16 protein-coding genes are annotated in these 18,676 nt (G+C 61.6%); 7 read left to right on the top strand and 9 right to left on the bottom strand.

What is annotated here, in order from left to right; translation table 11 throughout:
* Nucleotides 1-123: 123 nt before the first annotated feature.
* Complete coding sequence (gene miaB, locus TU73_RS14810) at nt 124-1,452, bottom strand: tRNA (N6-isopentenyl adenosine(37)-C2)-methylthiotransferase MiaB (protein ID WP_057012858.1); 1,329 nt, start codon at nt 1,450-1,452, stop codon at nt 124-126.
* A gap of 130 nt (nt 1,453-1,582) precedes the next feature.
* On the opposite strand from miaB, the gene TU73_RS14805 reads away from it, so the two are divergent.
* Nucleotides 1,583-1,909 (top strand): DUF1820 family protein, encoded by a 327-nt coding sequence (locus TU73_RS14805; protein WP_003194436.1) that lies wholly within the window; start codon nt 1,583-1,585, stop codon nt 1,907-1,909.
* Between the two features lie 123 nt (nt 1,910-2,032).
* On the opposite strand, the gene TU73_RS14800 is transcribed toward TU73_RS14805, so the two are convergent.
* The 4 genes from TU73_RS14800 to TU73_RS14785 form a co-directional block, all read right to left on the bottom strand.
* Nucleotides 2,033-2,587: a tetratricopeptide repeat protein gene (locus tag TU73_RS14800; protein WP_005791705.1), complete on the bottom strand. Its 555-nt coding sequence runs from the start codon at nt 2,585-2,587 to the stop codon at nt 2,033-2,035.
* A 226-nt stretch (nt 2,588-2,813) separates the two neighbouring features.
* Nucleotides 2,814-4,097 carry a glutamate-1-semialdehyde 2,1-aminomutase gene (hemL, locus tag TU73_RS14795; RefSeq protein WP_057012857.1) on the bottom strand — a complete coding sequence of 428 codons (1,284 nt, stop codon included), beginning with the start codon at nt 4,095-4,097 and terminating at the stop codon, nt 2,814-2,816.
* Nucleotides 4,098-4,108: 11 nt separating this feature from the next.
* Nucleotides 4,109-4,738 (bottom strand): thiamine phosphate synthase, encoded by a 630-nt coding sequence (thiE, locus tag TU73_RS14790; protein ID WP_057012856.1) that lies wholly within the window; start codon nt 4,736-4,738, stop codon nt 4,109-4,111.
* Between the two features lie 32 nt (nt 4,739-4,770).
* Nucleotides 4,771-5,568, bottom strand: a complete 798-nt coding sequence (locus TU73_RS14785) for a hydroxymethylpyrimidine/phosphomethylpyrimidine kinase (protein ID WP_043047956.1) — start codon at nt 5,566-5,568, stop codon at nt 4,771-4,773.
* Between the two features lie 275 nt (nt 5,569-5,843).
* On the opposite strand from TU73_RS14785, the gene TU73_RS14780 reads away from it, so the two are divergent.
* From TU73_RS14780 to TU73_RS14765, 4 genes are all read left to right on the top strand, one after another.
* A complete protein-coding gene (locus TU73_RS14780) occupies nt 5,844-8,243 on the top strand; it encodes a hybrid sensor histidine kinase/response regulator (protein WP_057012855.1) in 2,400 nt (799 codons plus the stop codon).
* A gap of 123 nt (nt 8,244-8,366) precedes the next feature.
* Complete coding sequence (locus tag TU73_RS14775) at nt 8,367-10,019, top strand: acyl-CoA dehydrogenase family protein (protein ID WP_057012854.1); 1,653 nt, start codon at nt 8,367-8,369, stop codon at nt 10,017-10,019.
* 184 nt (nt 10,020-10,203) lie between these two features.
* A complete protein-coding gene (gene amn, locus TU73_RS14770; protein WP_161796505.1) occupies nt 10,204-11,676 on the top strand; it encodes an AMP nucleosidase in 1,473 nt (490 codons plus the stop codon).
* A 72-nt stretch (nt 11,677-11,748) separates the two neighbouring features.
* Complete coding sequence (locus tag TU73_RS14765) at nt 11,749-12,384, top strand: pseudouridine synthase (protein ID WP_057012853.1); 636 nt, start codon at nt 11,749-11,751, stop codon at nt 12,382-12,384.
* Here TU73_RS14765 and TU73_RS14760 read toward each other — a convergent pair.
* Entirely contained in the window at nt 12,379-12,588 is a 210-nt protein-coding gene (locus TU73_RS14760) for a DUF2788 domain-containing protein (protein ID WP_025999909.1), read from the bottom strand. The two genes, TU73_RS14765 and TU73_RS14760, sit on opposite strands and share 6 nt — an antisense overlap.
* Nucleotides 12,589-12,725: 137 nt before the next feature.
* Entirely contained in the window at nt 12,726-13,205 is a 480-nt protein-coding gene (locus tag TU73_RS14755) for an Lrp/AsnC family transcriptional regulator (RefSeq protein WP_003194418.1), read from the bottom strand.
* A 417-nt stretch (nt 13,206-13,622) separates the two neighbouring features.
* Between TU73_RS14755 and TU73_RS14750 the strand changes: the two genes are divergently transcribed.
* Complete coding sequence (locus TU73_RS14750) at nt 13,623-14,582, top strand: DUF6515 family protein (RefSeq protein ID WP_057012852.1); 960 nt, start codon at nt 13,623-13,625, stop codon at nt 14,580-14,582.
* Here TU73_RS14750 and TU73_RS14745 read toward each other — a convergent pair.
* Both TU73_RS14745 and TU73_RS14740 read right to left on the bottom strand, forming a co-directional pair.
* Nucleotides 14,579-15,472: a cation diffusion facilitator family transporter gene (locus tag TU73_RS14745; protein ID WP_057012851.1), complete on the bottom strand. Its 894-nt coding sequence runs from the start codon at nt 15,470-15,472 to the stop codon at nt 14,579-14,581. The genes TU73_RS14750 and TU73_RS14745 overlap by 4 nt on opposite strands.
* Before the next feature lie 9 nt (nt 15,473-15,481).
* A complete protein-coding gene (locus TU73_RS14740; protein WP_057012850.1) occupies nt 15,482-15,901 on the bottom strand; it encodes a hypothetical protein in 420 nt (139 codons plus the stop codon).
* Nucleotides 15,902-16,050: 149 nt separating this feature from the next.
* On the opposite strand from TU73_RS14740, the gene hrpB reads away from it, so the two are divergent.
* Nucleotides 16,051-18,573, top strand: coding sequence for an ATP-dependent helicase HrpB (hrpB, locus tag TU73_RS14735; protein ID WP_057012849.1), 2,523 nt, complete (start codon nt 16,051-16,053; stop codon nt 18,571-18,573).
* Nucleotides 18,574-18,676 lie beyond the last annotated feature (103 nt).

Here is an 18,676-nt window from a genome sequence, read left to right as displayed (position 1 = left end):
AGAACCCCTGTGGCAGCTGGCTTGCCTGCGATAGCGGTGGGTCAGTTGGCCCATTGGGCACTGATACATCGCTATCGCAGGCAAGCCAGCTCCCACATTTTGATCTTCATCCGGTCAGCGAGATCAGTTGATCAACGAGCCACGCAACGAGTGTGGCTGCGCCGCATCAATGTGCACATCGGCAAACTGGCCGATCAAGGTTGGGTCGTCGCAACGGAAGTTGACGATCCGGTTGTTCTCGGTACGGCCCTGCAATTCACCCGGGTCCTTTTTCGAGTAATCCGTGACCAGGATGCGCTGAATCGAGCCGACCATTTGTCGGCTGATATCGTAACCCTGTTGATTCAGGCGATGTTGCAGCGCGTTCAGCCGCTCCTTTTTCAACGCCTCCGGGGTTTCGTCCAGCAGGTCGGCCGCCGGTGTGCCCGGGCGCTGGCTGTAGACGAACGAGTAGGAGAAGTCGAAACCGACGTCCTCGATCAACTTCATGGTCTGCTGGAAGTCTTTCTCGGTTTCGCCCGGGAAGCCGACGATAAAGTCCGAACTGATGCAGATGCCCGGTACGGCGGCGCGCAGTTTGCGCAGTTTGGATTTGTATTCCAGTGCGGTGTGGTTGCGCTTCATCGCCGACAGGATGCGGTCCGAGCCCGATTGCACCGGCAAGTGCAGGTGCTTGACCAACTCTGGCACTTCGGCGTGGGCCTGGATCAGGCTGTCGGAAAACTCCAGCGGGTGCGAGGTGGTGTAGCGGATGCGCTCGATGCCGTCGACGGCGGCGACCACGCGGATCAGCTCCGCCAGGTCGGCCAGGCGCCCGTCGTGGGTCAGGCCGCGGTAGCCGTTGACGTTCTGGCCCAGCAGGGTCACTTCGCGCACGCCGTTTTCGGCCAGGTGGATAATTTCCGACAGTACGTCGTCAAATGGCCGGCTGACTTCTTCACCGCGGGTGTAGGGCACTACACAGAAAGTGCAGTACTTGCTGCAACCTTCCATCACCGACACGTAAGCGCTTGGGCCGTCGATACGCGGCTCGGGCAAATGGTCGAATTTCTCGATTTCGGGGAACGATACGTCCACCTGCGGCAGCCTGGTGATGCGTGCTGCGTCGATCATCTCCGGCAGGCGGTGCAAGGTCTGCGGGCCGAACACCACGTCGACATACGGCGCGCGATCGCGGATCGCAGCGCCTTCCTGGCTGGCCACGCAACCGCCGACGGCGATCACCATGTCCGGGTTGGCCAGTTTCAATTCGCGCCAGCGGCCCAGCTGGGAGTACACACGGTCCTGGGCTCGCTCGCGGATCGAGCAGGTATTGAGCAGGATCACGTCGGCATCTTCGGCGCGGGCGGTGACTTCCAGGGCCTGGTGTTCGCCCAGCAGGTCGACCATGCGCGAGCTGTCGTACTCGTTCATCTGGCAACCGTGGGTTTCGATATAAAGCTTCTTGGCCATGGGAATCGTCAACTGGTGGTAAAGAACCGCGCATTATAGGGGGCATGCCCATCGGTTCCTAGCGCTGTGCATCGGGTGCCATGCTATAGTTCGCGCCCTCTTTTATATCCCCATGTGTTCCGCGCCCACCATGACCAAACGTGAAGCTCCAATCTACAAGGTGATTTTCCTCAACCAGGGCCAGGTGTTCGAAATGTACGCCAAGCAGATCTATCAAAGTGATCTGTGGGGCTTCCTGGAAGTGGAAGAATTCGTCTTTGGCGAGCGCACCCAGTTGGTCGTCGACCCGGGCGAAGAAAAGCTCAAGGCCCAGTTCGAAGGCGTGGTGCGCAGTTTTGTGCCCATGCATTCGATTGTGCGCATCGATGAAGTCGAGCGCCTGGGTACGCCGAAGATCAGCGAAGCGCGGGGCACCAGCAATGTGATGCCGTTTCCGATGCCGATGCCCGAGAAGTAAGGCTTTAGACCGAGGAGTGCCTATCGCAGGCAAGCTCCCACAGTTGACTGCATTCCAACATTGAAACGCGGTCGAATGTGGGAGCTGGCTTGCCTGCGATAGCGATGTAAGGTCTACAAAAAATCAGGGAAGGGGTGAGAACGGCGAACGCCCATCAGCACTCTGCAATTCCTGCAGATAGTTGCGGAAAATCTGCCCCAGCACCTGGGTGGCCACTTCCAGTTCATCGCGCTGCATGTGCTCGGCGACTTCATCGGCGGTGTCCAGTGCGTCTTCAGCACCATTGACCGCAGCCATTTTCAGCACGATGTAGGCCTGCACGTTATTGGCCGGCACACCTTCGCCTTTGAAAAACATGTTGCCGAGCTGGAATTGCGCCTGGGCATGACCCTGCAATGAGGCTTTCTCGAAGTAGCTCAACGCTTTGTTGAGGTCGACGGCCGGGTTCTTGCTGTCGTGGTAGAACTCGCCCAACTCGTATTGTGCTTGTGCATCCCCTTCGTCAGCCTGTTTCTGGCACGCGCTCAGCGCTTCGGCCTGGCTGTCTGGCTGGGTATTGAGGGTGCAGCGACCCATCGCTGGGATTAACAACGAGTTGCCGCCTGCCTGGGCATGTGCCAGCAGCGGCTGAAGGAGCAACAGGCAGCCCAGAACCAGGGTGCGGCCGGTGCGTTTCATGGGAATCGACTTACCTCTGACGGGGCACGCGGACCCTCGAGGGAGTCCAATCAGCGCGCATTATGAAATAAGCAGGCCCCTGCTTACAAAGTCTTTACTCGTTTTTCTGCTGCTTGGGCAAGTTATCTGCCGGTTTGCAGGATAATTCTCGAAAAATGCAGGAAATATCTGTAGGCAAAGTAGCAAATCTGACGCTGCCCGGGGCAACGTCAGAGCGTGCGGTCACTTATTTCAGGGCCGCGAAGGCGCGTTCGGCAGCATCGAGGGTCAGTTTCAGCTCGGCTTCGCCATGGGCAATCGAGGTGAAGCCGGCTTCGAAGGCACTCGGCGCCAGGTACACGCCGCCTTCCAGCATCAGGTGGAAGAAGCGCTTGAACAGGTCTGCATCGCTGCCCATCACGTCATCAAAGGTGACGATATCGTCGGCACCGCTGAAGTACAGGCCGAACATGCCGCCAGCCTGGGTGGTGACAAACGGGATACCGGCGGCATCGGCGCGTTGTTGCAGGCCGTCGAGCAGGCGGGTGGTGTAGTCGGTCAGCTCGGCGTGGAAGCCCGGACGGCTGATCAGGCGCAGGGTGGTCAGGCCGGCGGCCATTGCCAGCGGGTTACCCGACAAAGTGCCGGCCTGGTACACCGGGCCCAGGGGGGCGATGTGCTGCATTATCTCGCGCTTGCCACCGAAGCAGCCTACCGGCATGCCGCCACCGATGATCTTGCCGAAGGTGCTCAGGTCCGGCGTAACGCCGTAGTGCGCCTGGGCGCCGCCGAGGGCGACACGGAAACCGGTCATCACTTCGTCGAAGATCAGCACCACGCCGTGCTTGTCGCACTGCTCGCGCAGGCCCTCGAGGAAGCCTGGGGCCGGCGGTACGCAGTTCATATTGCCGGCAACCGGTTCGACGATGATGCACGCCACGTCCTGGCCGACTTCGCTGAGCATCTGCTCGACGGCGGCGATGTCGTTGAACGGCAGGGTCAGGGTGTGCTTGGCGAAGGCTGCCGGCACACCGGCAGAGTTCGGCACGCCCTGGGTCAGCGCGCCGGAGCCGGCTTTCACCAGCAGGCTGTCGGAATGGCCGTGGTAGCAGCCTTCGAACTTGATGATGTTGTCGCGGCCGGTGAACCCCCGGGCCAGGCGGATGGCGCTCATGGTGGCCTCGGTGCCGGAGCTGACCATGCGCACCATTTCCATCGACGGCACGATCGCGCAGACCAGGTCGGCCATCTCGGTTTCCATGGCGGTCGGCGCGCCGTAGGAGAGGCCGTGTTGCAGCTGCTGGCGCACCGCATCCAATACGTCCGGGTGGCTGTGGCCGAGGATCATCGGGCCCCAGGAGCCGACGTAGTCGACATAGCGCTTGTCATCTTCGTCGGTGACGTAGGCGCCTTCGGCATGCTTGAAAAACAATGGCGTGCCGCCCACGCTCTTGAACGCACGCACGGGGGAGTTCACACCGCCGGGGATGTGTTTCTGGGCATTGGCAAACAGGGTTTCGGAACGGGACATGATCGGGCTCTCTAAGCTGAATATTTAAGAAGGTCGTTGAAGGCGCGGGCGCGGCGCGTGACGTCCTGGGTGCTGTCGGCACCGAACAGGCCGTGCACCACCGCCAGCAGGTCGGCGCCGTGGGCCACCAGCGGTTCGGCGTTGTCCAGGGTGACGCCGCCGATCACGCAGATCGGCAGCTGCATGCGCGTGCGGGCCTGGGCCAGCATTTCAATGGTGGCGGCAGGTGCGCCGGGTTTGGTCGTGGAATTGAAGAAGCGCCCGAAGGCGACATAGCTGGCGCCCTCCTTGGCGGCCTGTTCGGCCAGTTCGATCTGGTCGTGGCAAGTGGCGCCGATGATCGCCTTGGAACCCAGCAGCGCACGGGCCGGGGTCAGTGGGCCGTCGGTCTGGCCCAAGTGCACGCCAACGCCCAGGCGCGCCGCCAGCTCGGCGTCGTCGTTGATGATCAGTCGGGTCTTATAGCGGGAACACAGTTCGTGCAGTTTCTCTGCCTCACGCAGGCGCCGCGCTTCATCGCTGCTTTTGTCACGGTATTGCAACAAGGTCACACCACCGTCCAGCGCAGCCTCGACGTAGGCGAGGAACTTGCCGGCCAAGAGCTGGCTGTCGGTAATGGCGTAAAGGCCACGTAGTTTCATCGGGCAAGCCCCTTGCTGTGACAGGCGATAGGTTACGAGCAGAAATCCAGCGGCAACCGACGCGGCACGTACTGGCCCTGGCCGAGTTGTTCGGCGTCACGCAGGGTGCGCCAGGTGTAGTTGAGGGCCGATTGCACAGCGCTGGCCAAGCCTTCGCCCTGGGCGATTCGACCGGCCAATGCACTGGCCAAGGTGCAGCCCGAGCCGTGATAGCTGCCTGGCAAGCGCTGGCAGGTAAAGGTGCGGCGCGTGCCGTCGCGGCTGTACAGGCGGTTGTGCACTTCATGCTCGTCGCCATGGCCACCGGTGATCAGCAGGTGCTTGATGTACGGCAACAGCTTCTCGGCGCACTCGTCCGCGCTGCCGTCGGGCAACTCGGCCAGGATGCGGGCCTCCGGCAGGTTGGGCGTGGCGATCAACGACAGCGGCAACAGTCGTTCGCGCATTGCGTAGCCGACCTCATCCTTGCCCAGGCTACCGCCGCCGCCGGCGCGCAGCACCGGATCGCAGACCACCGGCAGATGCGGGTGCGCCTGCAGCAGTTCGACCACGGTGTCGACCATCGCGGTGGAGCCGAGCATGCCCAGCTTGACTGCGGCCACTTCGGAGTCGCTGAGCACGGCATTGGCCTGGGCCATGACCCACTCGCGGTCAAGCACGCGGAAGTCACTGACATTGACCGTATTCTGCACGGTCAGGGCGGTGACGGCCGCAGCGGCGTGGCAGCCCTGGGCGAGCAGGGCTTCGATATCTGCCTGCAGGCCGGCGCCACCACTGGGGTCGTGGCCGGAGAGACAGAGGACAACGGGGCGAGAGCTGTAGATATTCATGGTGCGCGAGCTTACCACCAAACGCTTTTTGCGTGGCCGTCTGGCGATGGTTGAAGTCTGTCCGCAGTTACGACGTTTTTCTACGGTTCAAACCTGCGGCTGAAGTGCTGAAAGCCTTGATCTAGAGCCGTTCAAAAAAATATTTCAATGCTGTCCAATGGCCTTTAATGGCTATGCTAAAGTGCATCCAAACAACTTACTGTATCGCCGGTGTACGTCTTCTCAAAAGGAATGGGGGGCTTTTGACACAGCCGGACAGGCCACGCTGGGGCTTTATGCGCTATTTGCTGATCTTTATCTTGTGCGGGCTGCCGATGCTTGCCAGCGCCGTCGAGTTCAACCCGGACACGCGAAGCCTGCCGCTTGGCCAGGTCATGCAAGTGCTCGAAGATCCTACCGATACCCTCACCATCGCCGATGTCAGCGCCCCCGGCTACGCCGCACAGTTCAAGACCCATGACAAAGCCACCCTCAACGCCGGTTATTCGCGCTCGGTGTTCTGGCTCAAGGTCAACCTGCATTACACCGCCAAGGACCCTCGTGCACCACGCGCCTGGTTTCTGGAGCTGGCCTACCCGCCGCTCAATCGCCTGGACCTGTACCAGAGCGACGGCACCGGTCACTACCGTCTGACCGCCCGGACCGGCAGCTCTTTGCCGTTTTCCAGCCGTGAAGTGAGCCAGAGCAACTACCTGTTCAAGCTCAACTTCCTGCCCGACCAGCAGCAAACCGTCTACTTACGCTTGCAAAGTCAGGGGTCGATCCAGGCGCCTTTGACGCTGTGGGCGGGCACGGCATACCTGGAAGAGCAGCCGCTGCGCCTGTATGTGCTTGGGGCGATCTACGGTGTGTTACTGGGCATGTTGATCTACAACCTGTTCATCTACCTGAGCGTGCGAGACACCAGCTACCTTTATTACATCCTCTATATTGCGTCGTTCGGTTTGTACCAGCTCTCGGTCAACGGCGTCGCGGTGCAGTATTTCTGGCCGAACAACCCGTGGTGGGCGAATGCGGCGGTGCCGTTCCTGATCGGTTCGGCGGCGTTGTTCGGCAGTCTGTTCGCCCGCAGCTTCTTGCATACCGCGCAGCACAGTCGCTGGCTCAACCGGATGCTGCTGGCGCTGGCGGCCTGTGGTGGGTTGGTGATGGCGCTGGCGCTGCTGACCAGCTACGCCGTGGCCCTGCGCCTGGCCACGGGCCTGGCGCTGGTATTTACCGTGACCATCTTTGTCGCCGCCATCAAGGCCTGGTACTGCGGGCAGCGTATGGCGCGCTACTTCATCATCGCCTGGTCGGCATTCCTGCTTGGCGGTGTGGTCAACACCCTGATGGTACTGGGTTACCTGCCTAACGTGTTCCTGACCATGTATGCCAGCCAGATCGGCTCGGCCATTGAAGTGGCGCTGCTGTCCCTGGCCTTGGCCGACCGCATCAACGGCATGCGTGAGCAGCAGGCGCAAATCCTCTTCGACGCCAGCCAGAAGCTTGAGGCGCTCAACCAGCAACTGGCCCGCAGTAATCGCCTCAAAGATGAATTCCTCGCCACCCTGACCCACGAATTGCGTACGCCGATGAACGGTGTGATCGGTTCTCTGGAGCTGATGCAGACCGTCCCCCTGCCCGATGATCTGGCGCAGTACCAACAAACCGCCGCCGGCTCGGCACGGGACATGATGCGCATGGTCAACGGCATCCTCACCCTGACCGAACTGCAGGCCGGTCGCCTGGTGGCGCAGCCCCAAGTGTTCAGCCTGCGGGGGGAGCTTGATACTGTGCGCCAGCAGTTCACCGCCAGTGCCCAAGCCAAGGGCCTGGAGTTTTCCATCGACGTCGCGGACGAACTGCCGGACCGCGTTATCGGCGATGCGGGCAAGCTGCTCCAATGCCTGGATTGCCTGTTGGACAATGCGTTCAAATTTACCCACATAGGTGTTGTGCGCTTGCGTGTGGTCGGTGTGCCCCAAGCGGATGGCGGATTGCACCTGAGCTTTATCGTGACCGACACCGGTATCGGTTTTGCCTTTCTAGACGAGGCCACGCTGTATCAGCGCTTCTTCCAACTCGACGGCTCGACGACCCGCGAATACGGTGGCCTGGGCATTGGCTTGGCGATTTGCCGGCAGTTGATTGAACTGCTGGGCGGGCGCTTGACCCATCATTCGGAGCCGCGTAAAGGCAGCCGCTTTCAGTTGGAAGTGGACGTCGGCCTTGCGCCTGCCCAACCCAAGCAGAGCGCGCCGGTGCACCACGCCCAACGTTCGCCCCATGAATGCAAGGTGCTGCTGGTGGACGACAACAGCGTAGGCCAGTTGGCGGTGCGTGGCATGCTGCTCAAACTGGGCTATCGGGTCAAAACCGTGGATAACGGCCCGGCCGCACTGGCAGCACTGCAAGGTGAGCGTTTTGATGCAGTACTGCTGGACGTACCTGAAGGTGGTTTCTCGTTGTGCTGTCAGATTCGTGCTTTGCCTGGCTGCGGTGAGTTGCCGGTGATCGGCCTGACTGCCTCGCCCGATGGACCAGAACGTGAACGTTGCCACGGCGTCGGTATGACCGATCGCCTGGCCAGCCCCGTGCGTTTCGACGCTCTACAGGCAGTGCTGGAGCGCCGTGTGCTGTGCGTAACAGAGGGCGAAAGTGCCGAGCATTCGGCAGGTATGCCACTTTTTTAAGCGTGAGGACGGTGCTTAACTGAAATAACCGGCCTCAATCGAGCAGTGCCTTTTTTAGGAGCGAGCTTGCTCGCACCTATAGACAGCCTGAAATCGACGTGGCCTTTTTTCAGGAGGCCCGTCATGAACCTGCATCAGTTTGCTGAAACCCACGACGTCACCAACCAGCCACCGTCCTTGGACGGCACCAACCTGTACCGCATCGATCTGCCCCTGCAAGAATGGTCGCGCCGCTTTGGCGCCGGCTGGGCGCAATCGCGTATCGATGCCTACGGTGCGCTGGCCGGCGGGCCGTTGATGGCGGCCGGGTTCCTGGCGAACCAAAACAAACCAGTGTTCAGCAGTCATGACCGTTACGGCCACCGCATCGACCTGGTGGAGTTTCACCCGGCCTATCACGAGCTGATGCGCACCGCCGTCGAGCATGGCCTGCCGTCGCTGCCCTGGGCTCATCCGCAATCCGGCGCCCATGTGGCGCGTGCGGCGATGACCTACCTGCACAGCCAGGCCGAAGCCGGCACCGGTTGCCCGTTGACAATGACCTTTGCCTGCGTCCCGGCCCTGCGCCTGCAACCGGACCTGGCAGACCTCTGGTTGCCGAAGATCCTCAACACCCAATACGACCCACGCAACGTCGGTATCGCCCACAAGGCCGGCGCAACCATCGGCATGGCCATGACCGAGAAGCAGGGCGGCACCGACGTGCGCGCCAACACCACCCGCGCCTATCCTGTTGGCGCAGGCGGTCCCGGCCAGGCCTACGAACTGGTGGGCCACAAGTGGTTCTGCTCGGCGCCTATGTGCGATGCCTTCCTGACTCTGGCCCAGACCGACAAGGGCCTGACCTGTTTCCTGCTGCCCCGGCACCGCCCGGATGACACGCGCAACGAGTTCTATATCCAGCGGTTGAAGAACAAACTCGGCAACTGCTCCAATGCCTCCAGCGAAGTGGAGTTTCGCGGCGCCCTGGCCTGGATGGTCGGCGAAGAAGGCCGTGGCGTACCGACCATTATCGAAATGGTCGCCATGACCCGTTTCGATTGCATGGTCGGCTCCAGCGCCTTGATGCGCCAGGCGCTGACCCAGGCCAGCCATCACTGTGCCCATCGTTTGGTCGGCGGCCGCGTACTCAGCGAACAGCCACTGATGCAAAACGTCTTGGCCGACCTGGCACTGGAAAGCGAAGCGGCCCTGGCCTTGAGCCTGCGCATGGGCCGCGCGCTGGATCATCTTGATAATGAGCAGCAAGCCAAGTTCGCCCGATTGGTCACGGCGGTGGGCAAGTATTGGATCTGCAAGCGTGCGCCCGCGATGATCAACGAAGCCGCCGAATGCATGGGCGGTGCCGGCTATGTGGAGGACAGCATCCTGCCGCGCCTGTACCGTGAGGCGCCGGTGAACTCGACGTGGGAAGGTTCCGGCAATGTGCAGTGCCTGGACGTGCTGCGTGCGTTGTCCAAAGAGCCTGGCGTACTGGAATCGCTGTTTGTGGAGCTGGGCGATGGCCACGGCGACAAGCAGTTGGCGCGGCATATCGAGCAGTTGAAGTCGGCGTTCATGGACACCCAGGATATCCAGTACCGGGCACGGCAACTGACCGAGGACATTGCCCTGGCGTTGCAGGCCAAGTTGTTGCTGGAGGCGGGCAATGCGGCGGTGAGCGACGGGTTTATCGCCAGCCGGTTGGGTGAGTCGTCGGGGCGGGTATATGGCACCTTGCCGCGTGGGCTGGATGTGCAAGCGATTGTCGCCCGCTCAACCCCGCAATCCCTCTGAATAAACACAGTCCAAATGTGGGAGCTGGCTTGCCTGCGATAGCGATGTTCCAGCCAGCAATTATGTAGCTGATAGACCGCTATCGCAGGCAAGCCAGCTCCCACCTATCAATGCATTCCACTTCTGGTGTTTCGGTGAGGCCGGGATACAGGCAAGATAAAGGCCTGCAAGTCCAGAACACAGGATGCTTACCGTGACCGAAGCTTTTGTTGTCGTTAAAACCGCCGAAGAGGCCGTGGACCGGCTGGCGGCCCTGCATGAGCGTGCTACCGGTGCGCTCAATCAAGCCCTCAAGCAATACCTCAAGGACCGCATCGAGCCCGACGCCGCACAGCGCGCGCTGTTTCGCTACCCGGAACTGCGCCTGACCTACCACTGCCATGGCGAAGTCCCACAGACCACCCGGGCGTATGCCAAGGTCCAGTTACCAGGTACCTACAGCGTCACCGTGACCCACCCGGCTGCGTTCCGTAAATATTTGCTCGAACAATTGGTGCCGCTGATGCACGATTTCACCGTGACGGTGGAAGTGGGCGTCAGCCAGCAGAACATCCCTTACCCCTACGTGGTGGAGCAGGGCGATGAACTGGCCGGCTCCGGCGTGACCGCCGCGACCCTGGCGCGGGTCTTCCCCAGCACTGACCTGTCCGCCGCCACCGATGGCATCGCCGACGGCCTCTACGACTGGGAAAACACCGACCCGTTGCCCCTGGCGCTGTTCGATGCGGCCCGCGTGGATTTTTCCCTGCGCCGCCTGGTGCACTACACCGGCAGCGACTGGCGGCATGTACAGCCGTGGATCCTGCTGACCAACTACCACCGCTACGTTGACCAATTCATCCTGCACGGCCTGGAACAACTGCGCAGCGACCCAAGGTTTATCCGCATGGTGTTGCCGGGCAACGTGGTGATCGACAAAAGCATGGACCACGGCGAAGCCTCGGCGATTGCCGCAGGCGTGGTCTGGCACCGCTACCAGATGCCGGCCTACCACCTGCAAGCCAGCGATGGTCACGGCGTGACCCTGGTGAATATCGGCGTCGGCCCGTCCAATGCCAAGAACATCACCGACCACCTGGCGGTGCTGCGCCCGCATTGCTGGCTGATGATCGGCCACTGCGGCGGCCTGCGCCAATCCCAGACCATCGGCGACTACGTCCTGGCCCACGCTTATATGCGCCGTGACGGCATTCTCGATCGCGTGGTGCCGCCGAACATCCCGATCCCGGCCCTGGCCGAGGTGCAGTTGGCCCTTCAGCAAGCCGCGGCGAATGTCACTGGCGAAAAAGGTGAAGAACTGAAAAAACGCCTGCGCACCGGCACCGTATTGACCTACGACGACCGTAACTGGGAACTGCGCTGGGCCCAGGAACGTCCGTTGATCAACCTGTCCCGCGCCGTGGCCGTGGACATGGAAAGCGGCACCATCGCCGCCCAGGGTTACCGTCTGCGTGTGCCTTATGGCACCTTGTTATGCGTATCGGACAAACCCTTGCACAGCGAGATCAAGCTGCCGGGGTCGGCCAACGCGTTTTATGAGCGTGCGGTCAGCCAGCACCTGAAAATCGGCATCGAGGCGGTCGATCTGTTGCGCACCGAACTCAATTCGTTGCACTCGCGCAAACTGCGCAGCTTCGACGAGCCGCCGTTCCGTTAAGCGGTTGGGATGGTCATTTGGCGGTCAGGCCACTAGCATTGTCGGTCCTGACCGCTGGATGTTCCTTTTGCCATGTCCCGTCCTACCCGTCCCGACTCGCGCCGTCCTGGCGTGAAACCTTTGCATGCAGCTGCCCGTCGTGTCGCCAAGGCGCCACCGGCCGAGCCGAAGCTGATCCTGTTCAATAAACCGTTCGACGTGCTGACCCAGTTCAGCGACGAAGGCGGGCGTGCGACCCTCAAGGACTTTATCGACATCCCCGGCATCTACCCGGCGGGGCGTCTGGACCGTGACAGCGAAGGCCTGCTGTTACTGACCAATGACGGTCAGTTGCAGGCACGTATTGCCGACCCCAAGCACAAGCTGGCGAAAACTTATTGGGTGCAGGTGGAAGGCGAGCCGACAGAAGAACAGCTGCAACGCCTGCGCGATGGCGTGGAACTCAATGACGGCATGACCTTGCCCGCCGAGGCCCGTCAACTGGATGAGCCAGTGTTATGGCCGCGCAATCCGCCGGTACGCTTTCGCAAAAGTGTGCCGACTCACTGGCTGGAGCTGGTCATCCGCGAAGGGCGTAACCGCCAGGTCCGGCGCATGACCGCGGCGGTGGGCCTGCCGACGTTACGGCTGGTGCGCGTGCGCATTGGTGACTGGTCTATCGACGGCCTGGATCAAGGCCAATGGAAGGCGGTACCGGCGCGTTTATAGAGCACCGGACTCGATCAGGCCGATCACCACGCTCTTGATGATGAACGCGGCCACGCCCAGGCCCAGCACGAAGAACAGGATGAACGAACCAAAGCGCCCGGCCTTGGATTTCTTTGCCAGGTCCCAGACGATGAAGCCCATGAAAATAATGAGGATAGTGACCAGGCCGGTCATCATCCATTCTTCAAACAGGGCGGGGTCGATGTTGTTCATGGGGCTCTTCCAGCAAGACAAGCGAGCAGTATACGGCAGCGTCACAGACGCAACATTGACTTGAGTCCAAGCACAATCCAAATGTGGGAGGGGGCAAGCCCCCTCCCACATTTTGACCGTCACCGACCTTAAGTGCGCAGGTGGGTCAGGGGCAGTTCGGTGCTGTTCAATACCTGGTTGAGCACGAAGCTGGAGCGTACGCTGGTCACGCCTTCGATGCGGGTCAGATGGCCCAGCAGCAGTTTCTGATAGTGATCCATGTCCGGCACCACGACCTTTAGCTGATAGTCCGCATCCATGCCGGTCACCAAGCTGCATTCCAGCACCTGGGGCAAGGTGCGGATTGCCGCCTCGAAGTTCTCGAAACGCTCCGGCGTGTGCCGGTCCATACCGATCAATACGTAGGCCGTGAGGCTCAGGCCGAGCATCTTGCGATCCAGCAGGGCCACCTGGCGCGCTATATAGCCGTCGTCCTCCAGCTGCTTGACCCGGCGTGAGCAGGGCGACGGCGACAGGCCGATACGCTCGGCCAGCTCCTGGTTGGAGATCCTCGCGTCGCGCTGCAATTCCGCCAAAATACTCAGGTCGTATCGGTCAAGCTTGCTCATTGGGTTGGCCTTTGTCGTAACTATTGCGGTGAATTATCCATGAAGGGTTAAAAATTGCGCAAGCACTGTTTATTGACGCAATCTTCGCAATCATCCGTCGGGCGTTGGCGGGTATCTTTATCAACAGAATCACCGCCTGGACAACAGTCCACAGCAGCGAGCCCAATCAGGCCCGTTGCGGCCGCCGCCCCAGCAGGGTTGAGCCGGCCTCCAGGCTGCACACTGTCCACAAGACGGCGTGAGGTGAGCCAACGTCAAAAGCGTTGAGCATGGACGAAGTTCTCAAGGGGTGGCCGACGGGTCACCCCTTTTCTTTTGCCTTGGGAAAATACTGCCCGCGACTGATAACCTGCCTGCGAACCGGGTGGGGCTTTTCCAGTCTCATCTGTAAGGCCCTAATCCGCAGTGAGGAATAGCATGAAGCGCATCTGGCGTATGGCAGGTGTTGGTTTGCTGGTGGTCAGCGTCGGCACGCAGGTAATGGCCGACGAGCGCGATAACTCACCGGGCCCGGGGCAACGGCCTGAAAACAATCAGCCACGCCCACAAAACCCGCATTTTGATCGCGGCGGCCAGCATGAGGGTCAATGGCAAGGTCGCCCTCAAGGTAATGAGCCAGGGCGACCGGCACCGCAGCCGCAACCCTCCAATAACCTGCCGATCCAGGGCCGGCCCGATACCGTGCGTCAGACCCAGGAGCCGCGCCAGGGGTATTACCGCGATATTCCTCGGCGCAACGATGACAACCGGCATTGGGAGGCTGGCGGCCCAGGCTCGCGTCCGGGGTACGATCGTCCCGGTGATAACCGCTGGCCAGGCCGCCCCGACGGGCACGGCAATGGCTGGGGCCCCGGCCCGCAGCACCGTCCCGGTTACGTAGTGGACCGCTTCCCTGAGCGTAATTACCGCGTGCCTTACCGTGGCCAGGACTACTTCTACTCCGGCGGCTACTGGTATCGCCCCCAAGGTCCGCGCTACGTGGTGGTGACGCCGCCCTATGGCATTCGTGTGCAGTACCTGCCGGACTATGCGCGTGAAGTGTGGGTAGGTGGCTCACTATTGTTCCTTGCCGCTGGTGCCTACTACGCCTATGAGCAAAGCACCCAGCAATACGTGGTGGTGCAACCGCCGGCGCAAGTGCCATCACCCCAGCCGGCGCCGCAAGGCAATGGCTATGACGTCGTTGCCTATCCCGCCAACGGCCAGTCCCCGGCCCAGGTGCAGCAGGACGGCTACGACTGTTATCGCTGGGCCGTGCAACAAAGTGGCTTCGACCCGCGCACCGTTACCTACGCGCCTGACCCGGCCGTGGTGCAAACCTACCGCCAGGCCCAGGGCAACTGCCTGGGCAGTCGCGGGTATCAGGTGCAGTACTAGGTCTTGTTGCCGGTGACCACTTCCAGTGGGTCGGCGTGCACCAGCACTTCGGCACGCGGGTAGGCCTGGTGAATGGCGTCGGCGGCTTGGTCGCTGATGCCATGGGCCACCGATAAGGTCAGTTCCCCCGGCAGTTCCAGGTGCAACTGCACAAACCAGTGGCTGCCGGAGATGCGCGTGCGCAAGTCGTGGGCGCCCAGTACCCCGGGCACGCCACGGGCCAGTTCCAGCATGTGCTGGCTGACGTCCGGTGGTAACTCTTCATCCATCAACACCGCGAAGCTTTCGCGGGCGATCTGGATCGCACTCCACAGGATGTAGGCGGCGATGCCCAGGCCAAACCACGCATCGACCTGATGAAAGCCGAAGCCCGCCAACACCAGTGCGATGAGGATGCTGCCATTGAGCAGCAAGTCCGAGCGGTAGTGCAGCGAGTCGGCGCGCACCGCGTTCGAACCGGTCTCGCGCACCACGCGGTGTTGCAGCATCAGCAGGGCCACGGTCAGCGCCAGGGACAAGACAATCACGCCAATGCTCAGCCATGGCGCGCCCACGGGCTCGGGATGCTTGAGCCGTTCAAACGCCTGGAGCGCGATCAGTACCGCGCTGCCAGCGATAAACAACGCTTGGGCCATACCCGCCAGCGACTCCGCTTTGCCGTGCCCATACCGGTGATCGTCATCGGCCGGGCGCAGGGCGTAATGCACCGCCAGCAGGTTCAACAGAGAGGTCACACCATCGAGCAGCGAATCGGTCAGCCCGGCGAGCATGCTCACCGAACCGCTGAGCCACCAGGCGATGGCCTTGGTGATGATCAGCACACAGGCCACGCCTACCGAGGCGCGAGTGGCCAGGCGCAGGAGCCTGGCGTGTTCGGGGCTGCTGGTCATGGGCTGTCCTTACGCGGCGGGTTGCAGGCCCAGGGACGCAAGTTGCTGCACGCTGCCCTTGAACTGGATCAGCCGTGGGTCGTCCAGCGGCAAGGTACGGCCGGTTTCCTTCTGGATGATGCTCTGCAGCTTGGCGTTGTCGACCTGGCCGTCGGCGCCGATGGCTTGGTGCAGTTTCTCGGGTGCGACCTGGGCGGTCTTGCCGGGTTCGTAGTAGATCGCACCCGTGGCGAAATCGACCCCAAACGCGATCAAGCCGGGGATGACGTAGAACAGCAGGCCGACGGCATCGAGTACGGCAATGGCCGGGTCGATCTTGCCGTCGATCTGGCCACGGCGGTCGGGATAGAAAATCGACCCGCAGGCGGTGAGTTGGCTCAGCAGGGTGACGGCTAATGCAGCGCCGATGACACGGGAAGCGATACGCATGAAAAGTCTCCTGAACACGTTTATGGGTGACTATAAGCCAGATCTGCCAGGCACCGATGATCGAATGTGGGAGGGGGCAGGTGTTGTTGAGACCACAGCCGGCTTTCGGCAGTTCGCCGTTATACTCGCCGCTCTGCTTTGGAGCCAGTATGAATTCGTTGCCGATCGATGATGTTTTACCCGCCCTGCGTGACGCCTTGGCGCATCGCCATGAGGTTGTGCTGGAAGCGCCACCCGGCGCCGGTAAAACCACCCGTGTGCCCTTGGCCGTGTTGAACGAGCCCTGGCTCGCCGGGCAGACCATCCTGATGCTCGAACCCCGGCGCCTGGCCGCGCGGGCCGCCGCCGAGCGACTGGCCAGCGAACTGGGTGAAAAAGTCGGTGAAACCGTCGGCTACCGCATCCGCCTCGAGAGTAGAGTGGGCCCTCGCACCCGGATCGAAGTGGTCACCGAAGGGATCCTGGCGCGCCGGCTTCAGGCCGATCCGGCGTTGGACGGTGTGGGACTGGTCATCTTCGATGAGTATCACCTGCGTAACCTGGACTCTGATCTTGCGCTGGCCCTGTGCGTGAGTGCGCGTGAACTGCTGCGTGATGAGCCGCCACTCAAGCTGCTGCTGATGTCTGCAACATTGGAAGGCGCTCGGCTCTCTAAGGTTTTGAATGACGCGCCGGTGATCACCAGTGAAGGGCGGATGTATCCGGTCTCCATCCTCTGGGGAACCCCCTATCAGCCAGGCCAGCCTCTCGACACACGGGTCACTGATACCTGCCTGGCCGCCCTCCATGAGCAGCCTGGGAGCATCCTGGTATTTCTTCCCGGTCAGGCCGAGATCCGCCGCGTGGCCCAGTCCCTTAAGGAGCAACTGGGCAATCGTCCAGACGTCATGCTCTGTCCGCTGTACGGTGACCTTGATCTGAACGCACAACGTGCTGCCATTGACCCTGCACCCCAAGGCTCGCGCAAGATCGTGCTGGCAACCAACATTGCCGAGACCAGCTTGACCATCCAAGGGGTCAGGGTGGTGGTGGACAGCGGTCTTGAACGCGTGCCGAAGTTTGATCCGCGTAGTGGCATGACCCGGCTCGATACCCAGCGTATCTCCAAGGCCAGTGCGACCCAGCGGATGGGGCGAGCCGGGCGCCTGGAACCGGGTGTCTGCTACCGACTCTGGTCAGAGTCGCAACACGAGCAAATGGCGGGTTACAGCACCCCCGAAATCCTGCAAGCCGATCTGGCTGGCCTTGCGCTGCAATTGGCCCGGTGGGGGATGCAGCCAGATGAAATGACCTGGCTCGACCAACCCCCCGCGGCGCCTTTTGCCCAAGCCAGAGACCTGCTCAAGCGCCTGGGCGCGCTGGATGATAAGGGGCAGCTGACGCCACACGGGACGGCCATGAGCGAACTGCCGGCGCATCCGCGCATCGCTCATTTGCTCATCAAGGGGCACGCCATGGGCCTGGATGACCTGGCCTGCAACATCGCAGCCCTGCTGGGGGAGAAGGACATTCTGCGTGGCGCAGGTGCTGATCTTCATACCCGGCTCATTGCATTGTCAGGCGAGCAGAATGCGCGCCGTGGCAGCGGCGCCTTCCAGCGCGTTAAACAGTCTGCCCGGCAGTATCGATCCCTGCTGCGAGGCTGTGCCTCCAGCCCGGTCAGCGCGCCTGATCATCCACGCTGGGTCGGTTGCCTGCTGGCGTTCGCCTACCCTGATCGAATTGGCCTGCAACGGCGTGCAAGCGCAGCGGAGTATCGTCTTTCCAGCGGGCGCGCTGCCGTCTTCGCCGAACCCGATGCGCTCACCAAGCATGAGTGGCTGGTGGTGGCGGACCTGGGCAGTCGGCAGGGCCAACGTGAGGAACGGATTTACCTGGCGAGCGACCTGGATTCGGCACTGTTCGAGGATCAGCTAAGCGAGCTGGTAAGGTCAGTCGATGAGATCGATTGGGATGACAGGGAAGGGGTGCTCAAGGCTGAGCGACAACGAAAGGTGGGGCAGCTGGTGCTTTCCACAACGGCTCTGCCCAACCTCGACGAGCATGCCCGTTCGCTCGCGCTGGTCAACCTCGTGAGGCGCAAGGGCATTGAACTCTTGCCCTGGAACCCTGAGTTGCGTCAGTGGCAGGCGCGGGTCGAGTTGCTGCGTCAGTTCGATATCCAGAATGGCCAGGGCACCAGTCAATGGCCCGACCTCAGCGATGCCAATCTGCTGGATACGCTCGAAGAGTGGCTCACGCCCTATTTGGGCAAGATTACCCGGCTCAGTCACTTCAGTCAGTTGGACCTGTCTTCGATCATCAGGAATCTGCTGCCTTGGCCGCTCAAGCAGGCGTTGGACGCTCAAGCGCCCCAGTCCATCCAGGTGCCCTCGGGCTCAAGCATTCGCATCGACTATTCGCAACAGCCTCCAGTTCTTGCAGTGCGGCTGCAGGAGCTTTTTGGGCTGTCAGAAACACCGACAATTGCCCAGGGAAAACAGCCACTGACCTTGCACTTGCTGTCACCGGCTCGCAGGCCGGTGCAGGTGACCCAGGATCTCGCCAATTTCTGGCGCAGTACCTATGCCGAAGTGAAGAAAGACCTTAAAGGCAGGTACCCAAAACACTATTGGCCCGAAGATCCACTGGTGGCCGAAGCGACGGCCAGGGCAAAGCCCAGGAAGCCATGAACCGCCAACAGCGCTTGTCCGCGCTCGCTCCATGAGGCCGGTGCCCACTTAAATTTATGTGCACGCACCACGTCTTGATCTTATGGGGCCGGGATAAGAGAGA

Origin of the sequence: Pseudomonas libanensis, assembly GCF_001439685.1 — a bacterium.
Lineage (GTDB): Bacteria > Pseudomonadota > Gammaproteobacteria > Pseudomonadales > Pseudomonadaceae > Aquipseudomonas > Aquipseudomonas libanensis.
The sequence above is the reverse complement of the archived record's forward strand: the minus strand, read 5'-3'. Positions and strand labels throughout refer to the sequence as shown.